This window comes from Flavobacterium pisciphilum, assembly GCF_020905345.1.
In the GTDB taxonomy this organism is placed as follows: domain Bacteria; phylum Bacteroidota; class Bacteroidia; order Flavobacteriales; family Flavobacteriaceae; genus Flavobacterium; species Flavobacterium pisciphilum.
Window position 1 is genome coordinate 2,779,135 of record NZ_JAJJMO010000001.1, and the last position, 12,132, is coordinate 2,791,266.

Consider the following 12,132-nt stretch of genomic DNA (forward strand, 5'->3'; position numbering starts at 1 on the left):
TTTATTGTTCTGTTTTTAATCAACTTACTAAAACAGACATTAATGAACTATCATAAGAAACAAACACTGTTTTTGAGAACTTCTTAAATAATCAATAGCCAATTAAAATATAATTGCGAAATCGTTACCTTTGCTAGACTAAACAAACTTAACATGAATCCTAAAATATTAATCATTGGTGCTTGCGGCCAAATTGGAACGGAGCTTACCCAGAAACTACGTAAATTATACGGAACTGAAAATGTAATAGCATCTGACATTCGTAAATTAAACACAGACGTTGTTAACTCTGGTCCTTTTGAAGTAGTGAATGCGTTAGATTTCAATCAAATTGAGCACCTTGTAGAAGTTCATAAAATAACCGACATCTATTTAATGGCGGCATTATTATCTGCTACTGCCGAAAAGAACCCTGCATTTGCTTGGGATTTGAACATGAACTCTTTATTCCACGTTTTAAACTTAGCTAAAGCACAAAAAATAAAAAAAGTTTTCTGGCCATCAAGTATTGCTGTTTTTGGACCAACAACTCCAAAAGAAAACACTCCACAATACACTATCATGGAACCTTCAACTGTTTACGGAATTAGTAAACAAGCTGGAGAAAGATGGTGCGAATACTATCATAATATTTATGGTGTTGATGTTCGTAGCGTACGCTACCCTGGTTTAATTAGCTGGTCAACTCCTCCAGGTGGTGGAACAACTGATTATGCTGTTGACATTTTCTATAAAGCTATTGCTGATAAAAAATACGAATGTTTCTTATCATCTGAAACTAAAATGCCAATGATGTATATGGATGATGCTATTGAAGCAACTATAAATATCATGAAAGCTCCTGCTGAAAAGATCAAAATTCATTCTTCATACAACTTGGCAGCAATGAGTTTTACTCCAACTGAAATTGCAAACGAAATTAAAAAACATATTCCTGAATTTGAAATCACTTACAATCCAGACTTCCGTCAGAAAATTGCTGATAGCTGGCCTGCAAGTATTGACGATAGTTCGGCAAGAGAAGATTGGGATTGGAAACATACTTTTGACCTTGAATCAATGACAAAAGATATGCTAGAGCATTTAGGATAACCCTGAATACACAATAAATTCAAAGCGTATTATTTCTGAAGAAATAATACGCTTTTTTTTTGTAAAAATTTTCACTCTTAAGTCGATGATTATATAATTTTATTGCTTTTGATTGCGTTAGAATAATTTAAAGTTTATCTAAAAATACCAATCAAATCACAACGAAAACATTAATCAAATGACAAATTCTTACCAACCTCTTGCGCAAAACAAAAGAACTGCAATTGTAGACATCCTTCGGGGATGGGCAATTTTTGGTGTTGCCATTGGCAATTACTCCGGGTATCAATTTATTGGAATACCAAACGAAACCAAGAATAGTACTCTATCTGAGGTACTATCTAATTTTGATCAATATTTTTTAGCAGGAAAATCTTGGACCTTGTTAACCATTTTATTTGGCTATGGTTTTGCAATTTTAATTAATAATGTTGTCTCGAAAGGTAAAAACCCTGTTGCTTTTTTTAGTTGGCGAATGCTATTGCTTTTTGGCTTGGCTTTTATTAATTCGTCTTTTTGGTTTGGCGACATATTAAAAGATTATGCTTTTTTAGGACTTATATTATTATTGTTCTCAAAGTGTTCAGCAAAAACATTAGGTTATATTTCTGCTATCCTTATTCTTGCTATTCCTTTTATAATGTCTTACATCAAAGGCCTTAATATAGAAAAAGTGTCAATTATCACAAATCCTGAATATTTAAAATTATATCATTCTGGTAACTGGCTTGACTTTTTTAGATTTAATCTATTGGCCTCTTTTTACCAGCAAATTATTGTTCCTGGTTACGCCATTACATCACATATTGTAATGCTGGCTTGCATGCTTTTTGGGGTTATGCTTCAGAAAATAGATTTTTTTAATCGTTTAAACGAAATGAAAAATCTTTTAAAATATGTGCTTATATGTAGTTTCTTCATTGCCGTTCTACTAGGCATCATTTTTTACTTTGCTATTGAAAATAAAGCTGAATTTCTTAAATTCTTCCATCCTTATTTTTGGCTTATTTTAAGCACAATGATTTTTATCGCAACTGGAATTTGCCAACTGTATATCAACGGAAAACTAAAAACAATTTTTATCTATTTTAGCGCCGGTGGCAAAATGACATTGACCAATTACATCACTCAAAATATATTAGGAGCTTTCATTTTTTCTGGAATTGGTTTAGGAATTGCAGACGCTATGCCATATTGGTTTTACTTCTCGCTAGCTGTTTCTATTTTTATTGTTCAATTGTTCATTAGTAAATGGTGGCTTTCTAAATACACTTATGGACCAGTAGAATGGCTTTGGAGAGTAACAAGCTACAGACAACTATTTCCTTTTAAAAAACCAACTCAAAACAATCCTATCATCGAAATCAACACAAAAATAGCCGAATAATCATTTCGTCAGAATCAAGATATATTACACAAAAAAAAGCCCTTAAAAACAACATGTCTTTAAGGGCTTTTCATTTAATAACTAAAGAGAATTACTTCACTTCATAAACATTATTTGCTGCTTTTACATCAGCCATTAATCCGCTTGGATCAATAATTATTTTCTTAATAGAACTTTTGCTTTTAGCAATTGTAAAATTATACGTTGGCATTGCCCAAGCCCAATCATTTAAAACTGTTCTTTTCACATCTGGATTAGGGTTTTCTTTTATAAAGTTCATCATTCGTAACGGAATGTAGAAACTTTCTTTAGTCCCATCAGTATATTCTACAGTTAAATCAATAGGCATTGGCATTCTACCAATTCTTTCTAATGTTACAACCGTTTTGTCTCCGCTATCACTTACCTCTTTAATACCATAATCAATAGTATTTGTTGTTTGTGTCCAATCAATTAAATACCAATCCAATTCAGCTCCAGAAACACGTTCAGCAGTTCTTTTGATATCATTTGGTGATGGGTGTTTGAATTTAAAATCGTTATAATATCTTTTTAATGTAGCATCTAAATTATCCTGACCAATTACATAAACCAGCTGCGAAAGAAAAATACTTCCTTTTACATAAGATGAAATACTATAAGGTCTGTTCTCATCATAACGATCCCCATGTGTTGTTTGAGGCTGTTCTTTACCAGATGCAACTAAGTTGTAATAAGCTGCATAATTCCCTTTAAATGGGTTTTCAACCTTTTTATCACCTGCTAATTCGTTCAAAGCCATGTCTTCAATATAAGTAGTAAAACCTTCGTCCATCCATGGGTGTTTTGACTCATTTGAAGCTAAAACATGTTGAAACCAAGCATGTCCTAACTCATGTGTTGCAGTACCTAACATTCCTTGTAAAGTTCCACTTCCTAACATCAAAGTACACATTGCATACTCCATTCCACCATCTCCACCTTGAATAAATGAATATTGTTTGTATGGATATGGTCCCACTTTATGGTTATAAAAATCCATCACTTTTACCATTAACGGCTGTAGATTTTTCCAGTTTTCAATTATTTTTGGATTGTTTTTGTAAAAGAAATGCAAATCAACATCGTTTGGTCCTTTTACTACATCATGAATATATTCATTATCTGCAGCCCAAGTAAAATCATGTACCATTGGTGCTACAAAATGCCATGTAAGTGTTTTTGTTTTCTTAGGGTAAACTACAGTAACACCAGCATCTTGGTATCCATGACCAATTTCATTTTTGTTCTGTAAATAACCAGAACCTCCTATTGTATAATCCTTATCGATTGTAATTTTCACATCAAAATTCCCCCAAACACCATGAAATTCTCTTGCGATGTATGGATCTGCATGCCAACCTTCGAAATCAAATTCTGCCAATTTAGGGTACCATTGAGACATTGACAAAGCAACACCTTCTGTACTGTTTCTTCCTGCACGACGAATTTGTACAGGAACCTGTCCATCAAATTCTAATGTAAAAGTAGTTTTTGAATTTGGTAAAATTGGCTTAGCCAAAGTAACTTCCATAATTGTCCCCGAAGTTCTCGTTACTGCTGTTACTCCATCTTGCTTGAAATTTGTGATATTAAGAAAACCTATTTCATTAGGTTTTAAAGTTTTCATACGGCTTTCTTTAACATCCTTACCGTCAACTTTTACCTTATTTATCATTCTTCCATCAGGATCCTTAATAGTTTGGACTCTAGCATCCATCTCGCTTCCTGGTTGAAATGCATTAAAAAACAAATGATAAAACACTTTTCGCAAAGTATCTGGTGAGTTATTGGTATAAACCAATTCTTGCTTTCCTTTGTACAAATAGTTTTTTACATCCATCGATACATCCATTTTATAATCAACATGTTGTTGCCAATATGGTGCATTTTGAGCAACCAGAGAACCAAAACTAAGGCTCAAAAAAGAAAGTAATATAATTTTACGCATGGGCTATATAATAAAAAATGGAAGGGTTGCCACCCTTCCATCGGATTAATATTCTATACAATTTATTTTTTTGACATTTTTTCTGCCATCAATAATGCATTATAAGCATTCACCATTCTACCTGTTTTTGATGATTCGGTAGATGAAACCGCAACTGGTTTTTCCTCTGGGTTTGGATTTTCACCCAAAATCAACATCTCCGGAAGTAGAACTCCTGAATTCATTAAAATATGTTTTACCTGTGGAGCAGTTAACTTAGGATAATAAGAACGGATTAAAGCTGCAACTCCAGCCGCATTTGGTGCAGCCATTGAAGTTCCTTGTAAATACTTGTACTTATTATTTGGAATTGTTGCATAGATTTCTTCTCCTGGAGCAAAAACATCAACGTTTATTTTTCCAAAATTAGAGAAACCTGCCACTACCTTTTCTCCATATACTTTATTTATTGCACCAATTGTAATTAAATTATCTGCAAATTCTTTGATGTTATCCTCTGAGTCATTTGGGTAATTAATATTTTTCTCAATATCAATATTGTAACCATCATTTCCAGCTGCATGCACAATTAGAACATCTTTTTTAGCTGCATATTTTATAGCATCGTAAACCCATTGTTTATGAGGAGAAAAACTTTTTCCAAAACTTCCGTTGATTACTTTTGCTCCATTATCTACAGCATAACGTATTGCCAATGCAATATCTTTATCATACTCATCTCCATCTGGAACAGCTCTCACTGCCATAATTTCAACATTATTAGCAACACCATCTCCACCTAAATTATTGTGACGCAATTGAGCAACTATACCTGCTACGTGAGTTCCGTGTAATGCTTTATCTTTAACTGGTCCAATAACATTATTATTCCCGTAACGAGTATCTTTAATATCTTCTGGATTATCTCCTACAATTTTTCGACCATCAAATTCTTTATTCAAATTAAAATTTAACTGATCATACACTTGTTCTCTATACTCTTCAAAATCAGCTTCAGGATTAAAAGTAGCTCCTGCATTAGTGAAAATTTGAGTCATGATCATTTTACTTCTAGTTACTTTTGGGTCTGTAGAAGTAATAGTGCTTAAATCTTCAATCTTGTAGTTATCTTTATTTAATGCTTTTTTTACAGTCGAATGAACATCAAGTAAAAAATCTACCTGTTGTTTATCTTCTAATGCCTTTTCGTATTTTTCATTATACTGCGCCAATGCATTTTTATATTCAGCAGATCCGTCATCGCCTTTCTTTACAATACGAGTAAGTTCTAAATTCTCGCTTACAGCATCACCAAGAAAGTTCCAACCGTGAACGTCATCTATAAAACCATTTTTATCGTCATCGATTCCGTTACCAGGAATCTCTTTTGTATTCGTCCAGATTTTTCCTTGTAAATCTTCGTGTTCGATATCAACACCAGAATCAACAATTCCTACGATTACCTTTACTCCTTTTTTATCTTTTAGTAATTCGGCATACGCCTTGTCAACACTCATTCCCGGAATAGTATCTTTTACTAAATCCAAATGACTCCATCTCTTTAAATCATTTTCGCTAACTGGAGCATTTTTTTTAATAATTGCAGGAGCAATTTCAACAACTGGAGGTGTTGCAATTGATGCTTGTTTTGTAGCACCACAACCTGCTAAAACCATTAACGCAAAAGCAGACATGTAAATAGGCTTGATACTATTCATTTATATAAATTTAATAAAAGTTAAAATATGGGTCTAATTTATGATTTTTTGTTACAAAAAAAAGACAGATTAACACACTGTTAGGAATCTTACTCAATCTTTTTTCATCAAACTAGAAACGGTTCAAATATAATCATTCTATTAGAAATGGAAATAATCATTTTAATTACTACCTGACAAATAAAAGTTTAACAAGAAATCATTTCTAATTTGTATTATTGCATCAGCTAATTTCAAAAACCCTATTTATGAAAACAAAACTACTTTTATTGCTATTACTAGCAAATTTTTCTATTCATGCCCAGACACCAAATGTCCCAAATTACGTCCCTACAAATGGGTTGATTGCCTATTATCCGTTCAACGGAAATGCAAATGATCAAAGTGGTAATGCTGCAAATGGAATTACAACTAACACTACACTAACATCTGATAGATTTGGAGCTCCTAATACTGCCTATTCTTTTAATGGCACGACTAGTACTATTGAAGCTCTAATATCTAATATTCCTCAAAACAATTCCCCTAGAACAATTTCGGGATGGTTCAAAACAAACGATGCCTTTGCAGCTCCAAACAAACATGAAATTTGTATTTTTAACTATGGTATTTTAGCAAAAACACAAAGACTTTCTCTTTCTGTTTACTCAAAGGGATACCTCAATATAGTAAATGGTCCTGTTTTTTCTGATAACTCATTCTATATAAACAACTTTGATTATTCAAACAATGACTGGTATTTCTACACCCTTACCTATGATGGAAGTAAAGCTTCAATATTTATTAATGGTGAATTTGTATCCGAAAATATCATAAGCCTAAACACTACAGGAAACACTTTAAAAATAGGCCAAAGAATCTCTGGAGACACTACCGATGAAAGCTTCAAAGGAACAATAGACGATATTGGAATTTGGAACCGTGTCTTAACTCAAACAGAAATCATCGCTTTGTACGAGTCTGGAAATACAACCAATTCTTACACATTAATCCCCGATGCAAACTTTGAAAAAAAGTTAATTGCCTTAGGCCTTGATTATGGTCCTATTAATGGAAAAGTCTTTACAGCAAGTATATCATCTATAACTTCCTTAGACGTATCTGCCAGCCAAATATCAGATTTAACCGGAATTGAAGATTTTACAGCTTTACAAGTCCTTAATTGCAGAGCCAATTCCTTATCAAATTTAAACATAAGTAAAAACACTGCTTTGACATATTTAAACTGTAGCAGCAATCAGCTAAAAAATTTGAATATTTCTAATAACACTGCTTTAGCAACTTTAAGTACTGACAATAATCAACTAACGAGTTTAGATGCTTCTAACAGTACCGCTTTAAAAACTTTATTATGTGCTTCCAATAATGTATTAGCAAATCTAAATGTTTCTAAAAACACCGCTTTAACATATTTAAAATGTGATACCAATAAGTTAACATCTTTAGATGTTTCTAATAATACTGCATTGACATATTTAAATTGCAATGCCAATCGATTAACTAGTTTATATACTGAAAAGAACGTCTCTCTAAATATTTTATCTGTAGCTGTCAATCAATTAACTAATTTAAATCTTTCTAAGAATGTTGCCTTAACAGAATTATATTGCAGTGTTAACCAATTAACTAATTTAGATCTTTCTAAAAATATTGCCTTAACAAATTTTTCTTGTAGCGAAAATCCACTATTGACAAGTCTGAATTTAAAAAACGGAAAAAATACTCTTTTAAAAAGTTCTAATTTACAATTCATTTATAATCCAAATTTAACCTGTATTCAAGTAGACGATGTTGCTTACTCTAATGCAAATTGGTCAACAAAAAAAGACACAACTGCAAATTATAATACAAACTGTCCTTCTACTTATACAATAATTCCTGATATAAATTTTGAAAAAAAATTAATATCATTAGGAATTGATTCTGGTGCTCCAGATGGAAAAATTACAATTTCAGATGTTAGCTCAATTACCGATTTAGATCTCTCTAATAGCAACATTAAAGATTTAACCGGAATAAGCAGTTTTATTTCACTTAAAAGCCTAAAGTCATCAAACAATCAATTAGTAGATTTGGATTTATCCAAGAACATTCTTTTAGATGCCTTAGACACTTCTATGAACAACCTTTTAAAATTGAATATAAAAAATGGAAATAACACTAAATTTTACATCCCAAATTTAAATTTCACAGGCAACCCAAATTTAACATGTATTCAAGTAGACGATGTTACTTACTCTAATGCAAATTGGTCAACAAAAAAAGATGCAACTGCAAATTACAATACAAACTGTCCTTCTACTTATACAATAATTCCTGATATAAATTTTGAAAAAAAATTAATATCATTAGGAATTGATTCTGGTGCTCCAGATGGAAAAATACTAACTTCAAATGTTTCATCACTTACTTCATTAGATGTTTCATCAAGTTTAATTTCAGATTTAACAGGGATTCAAGATTTCACTTCATTGAATATATTGAATTGTGGAAACAACAAACTTTTGACCCTTGACATTTCCAATAACAAACTCCTGAAAGAATTAAATTGCAGATATAATAATTTAACCGCTTTAGAATTATCAGCAAATATAAATTTAACTTCATTAGATTGTATTTATAATCAGATTACTAACCTTGACGTATCCCAAGCGAAGTATCTTGAATCATTATTGTGTAATTCTAATCAAATTACCCATTTAGATGTGACTAATAATTTAGTTTTGGACTGGTTTGGTTGTAATGGCAATAAACTAACAACTTTGAATGTTTCAAAAAACAAAAATCTGCGTTTTTTAGACTGCGGATTTAATCAACTATCATCACTCGATATTAGTAGTAATAAAGATTTATTTTATTTAAATTGTTACAACAATAAACTCACTTCATTAGATGTTTCTATGCTTACTGAGTTAACGAATTTAGCTTGTTCCTCAAATCAATTGAGCAACCTAGAGGTTTCTAAAAATATCAAACTAAAATCTTTATTGTGTGAAAACATTAATATTTCATCTCTTAATCTTTCTAAAAATACAGTTCTTAAAGAATTATATTGCGGAAATGGACAACTCACAACTTTAGATATTTCCAAGAATAAGGCCCTAACCCATTTATCCTGCCAGAATAACCTATTAACTTATTTAAATATTAAAAATGGAGAAAATTCACTACTTACCGATGTTGATTTTAAACAAAATCCAAATTTAACCTGTATTCAAGTAGATGATGTAGCATACTCGAATGCAAATTGGGCAAACAAAAAAGACGCAACTGCAAGTTACAATACTAATTGCACTTCTTATTTCGTCCAGATTCCAGATCAAAATTTTGAACAAAGATTAATTGATTTAGGGATTGATAAAGATGGAAAGAATGGAATGGTCTTGGATAGTAGCATTTCACAAATAACTTATTTAAATATTAATTCTAGTTCTATAAAAGATTTAACTGGAATAAGCGGTTTTATTTCACTTAGAGGTCTAAAGTCATCAAACAATCAATTAGTAAATTTGGATTTATCTAAGAATACTCTTTTAGATTCCTTAGACATTTCTATGAACAACCTTGTAACATTGAATATAAAAAATGGAAATAACACTAAATTTCACATCCCAAATTTAAATTTCACAGGCAACCCCAATTTAACCTGTATTCAAGTAGACGATGTTGCTTACTCTAATGCAAATTGGTCAACAAAAAAAGACACTATAGCAAGCTATAACACATATTGTCCCTCTTATTTTGCCCAAATTCCAGATCAGAATTTTGAACAAAAACTAATTGATTTAGGAATTGACACAGATGGCTTAAACGGAAAAATTACAATTTCAGATGTTAGCTCATTTACCGATTTAGATCTTTCTAATAGCAACATTAAAGATTTAACCGGAATTGAAAATTTTACCGCTTTAAAAAATTTAAATTGCAGTAACAACCAACTACCCTCTTTAGATCTTTCTAAAAACACAAATCTTCAAATTTTAAGTATTATCAATAATCCACTAGTGTATTTAAACTTAAAAAACGGAAACAATAGAAACCTGATCATAGCATCTGGAACTGGCAAAAAAACAGTTAACACATCAGCAACCACCTTTTTAGGAATCACCACTTTAGGTTGTGTAAAAGTAGATGACGTTGCTTATTCTAATGCAAACTGGTCCAAAATTAAAGAGGCATCAACAACCTATTCTGAAACTTGCACTTTGGGACTTGAAGATTCAGTCTTAGACAAAATCACAATTTATCCAAACCCAACAAAAGGAGAATTACATATAAACAATACATTACTTGATAAAGCAACTGTTTATAATTCTTTAGGGCAATTAGTAAAAACTTTTACCCTTGATTCGGGTAATACCAACAATACAATAAACTTATCCGAACTACCAAAAGGTGTTTATTATGTGTATTTAATCCATCAAGACACAGCTTCAGCTAAGAAAGTCATAATAGAATAAATACAATCAATTAAACTAAAAAACCCGTTTTCAAATTTTGAAAACGGGTTTTTTTATCCTTTAACATTTACAATTTTAAAAAATATCCTCACAAGTAAAAACATCTTTAAAACGAACCCCTTTTTCAGTATGTTCTACTGTTATAATTTGATTATGTGCATCGTGCTCTAGAAACAAATAGTAGTTATTATCTGCTGCTGCATTCAGAAATTTTGCTTTTTCTGGCATTGTCAATAGTGGTCTTGTATCATACCCCATAACATATGGCAACGGAATATGTCCAGCAGTAGCCAATAAATCAGCACAAAAAACTATCGTTTTGTCTTGATATTGAATATGCGGAATCATTTGTTTCTCAGTATGTCCATCGGCAAAGAAAATTCCAAAACCAAGTTCAGACGTTGAAAGAAAATCTGCCTCAGTTCTTTTTATGAAATTTAATTGTCCGCTTTCTTGCATTGGTAGAATATTTTCAGACAGAAAAGAAGCCTTTTCACGAGCATTGGGTTTAGTCGCCCATTCCCAATGATTTTCGTTACTCCAGTATTTAGCATTTTTAAAAGCAGGTTCATAACCTGTTTTATCAGAATTCCATTGTACACTTCCTCCACAATGGTCAAAATGCAAATGAGTCATAAAAACATCTGTAATATCATCTCGGTGAAAACCATATTTTGCCAATGATTTGTCTATCGAATGATTTCCCCAAAGCGAATAATATCCAAAAAACTTATCCGATTGTTTATCTCCCATTCCAGTATCTATCAAAATAAGTCGGTTACCCTCTTCAATAAGCAAGCATCTTGCAGCTATATCTATCAAATTATTACCATCGGCAGGATTAGTTTTATTCCAAATTGTTTTAGGCACAACACCAAACATGGCGCCACCGTCTAATTTAAAATTTCCAGATTCTATTGGATAAAGCTTCATTTTATTTAATTGTTTAAAAATTCAAATGTTACAAAAATTAAGATTCAATAATCTTTTGTTTGATTAATCCTGCAATTTAATAAAATCCTTTTGCTTTCAAGGAAATGAAATAGACTTTATCTATTTTAACATTTGTTATAATAATGTGAACCGTTATGGAAAAAGGTTTTTATATAGTATCTTTGCAAATAATTTAGACAATAATCTATATAACAATGATAAAGGTTTCTGATTCTGCCAAAAAGAAAATTATCGACTTAATGCAAGACGATGGTTTTGATGCCGCACATGACTATGTAAGAGTAGGAGTGAAAAGCGGTGGGTGCTCCGGTTTATCATATGATTTAAAATTTGACAAAACCAAAGGGGACGACGATAAAATATTCATAGACAACGATATAACTATTGCTGTCGAAAAAAAATCATTTCTATATTTAGCTGGAACGATATTAGAGTTTTCAGGTGGATTAAATGGAAAAGGATTTGTATTTAATAATCCAAACGCAAGTAGAACTTGTGGTTGTGGCGAAAGTTTTTCACTTTAGCCAAACGTCGAAAGTCTTAAAGTCAAACGAAGCTATACATACTTCGAGC

General features: G+C 31.6%; 7 protein-coding genes. 4 read left to right on the forward strand and 3 right to left on the reverse strand.

Annotation, left to right across the window (positions count from 1 at the left end; translation table 11 throughout):
* The first annotated feature begins 153 nt into the window (after positions 1 to 153).
* Together LNQ49_RS11725 and LNQ49_RS11730 are read left to right on the forward strand one after the other, a co-directional pair.
* Positions 154 to 1,092: an L-threonine 3-dehydrogenase gene (locus tag LNQ49_RS11725; protein ID WP_229989027.1), complete on the forward strand. Its 939-nt coding sequence runs from the start codon at positions 154 to 156 to the stop codon at positions 1,090 to 1,092.
* 178 nt (positions 1,093 to 1,270) lie between these two features.
* Positions 1,271 to 2,479: a DUF418 domain-containing protein gene (locus tag LNQ49_RS11730; RefSeq protein WP_229989028.1), complete on the forward strand. Its 1,209-nt coding sequence runs from the start codon at positions 1,271 to 1,273 to the stop codon at positions 2,477 to 2,479.
* Between the two features lie 91 nt (positions 2,480 to 2,570).
* Here LNQ49_RS11730 and LNQ49_RS11735 read toward each other — a convergent pair whose 3' ends face one another.
* Together LNQ49_RS11735 and LNQ49_RS11740 are read right to left on the reverse strand one after the other, a co-directional pair.
* Positions 2,571 to 4,448 carry a M1 family metallopeptidase gene (locus LNQ49_RS11735; RefSeq protein ID WP_229989029.1) on the reverse strand — a complete coding sequence of 626 codons (1,878 nt, stop codon included), beginning with the start codon at positions 4,446 to 4,448 and terminating at the stop codon, positions 2,571 to 2,573.
* Between the two features lie 62 nt (positions 4,449 to 4,510).
* The gene (locus tag LNQ49_RS11740; protein ID WP_229989031.1) at positions 4,511 to 6,145 is read right to left on the reverse strand and encodes a S8 family peptidase; all 1,635 of its coding nucleotides are present in this window, start codon (positions 6,143 to 6,145) and stop codon (positions 4,511 to 4,513) included.
* A gap of 248 nt (positions 6,146 to 6,393) precedes the next feature.
* Here LNQ49_RS11740 and LNQ49_RS11745 point away from each other — a divergent pair, with 248 nt between their 5' ends.
* On the forward strand, positions 6,394 to 10,605 hold the full coding sequence (locus tag LNQ49_RS11745; RefSeq protein WP_229989033.1) for a LamG-like jellyroll fold domain-containing protein: 4,212 nt from the start codon (positions 6,394 to 6,396) through the stop codon (positions 10,603 to 10,605).
* A 75-nt stretch (positions 10,606 to 10,680) separates the two neighbouring features.
* Here LNQ49_RS11745 and LNQ49_RS11750 read toward each other — a convergent pair whose 3' ends face one another.
* Positions 10,681 to 11,538, reverse strand: coding sequence for an MBL fold metallo-hydrolase (locus tag LNQ49_RS11750; protein WP_229989035.1), 858 nt, complete (start codon positions 11,536 to 11,538; stop codon positions 10,681 to 10,683).
* A gap of 215 nt (positions 11,539 to 11,753) precedes the next feature.
* Here LNQ49_RS11750 and LNQ49_RS11755 point away from each other — a divergent pair, with 215 nt between their 5' ends.
* Positions 11,754 to 12,083: a HesB/IscA family protein gene (locus LNQ49_RS11755; RefSeq protein WP_229989037.1), complete on the forward strand. Its 330-nt coding sequence runs from the start codon at positions 11,754 to 11,756 to the stop codon at positions 12,081 to 12,083.
* The last annotated feature ends 49 nt before the right edge of the window (positions 12,084 to 12,132 follow it).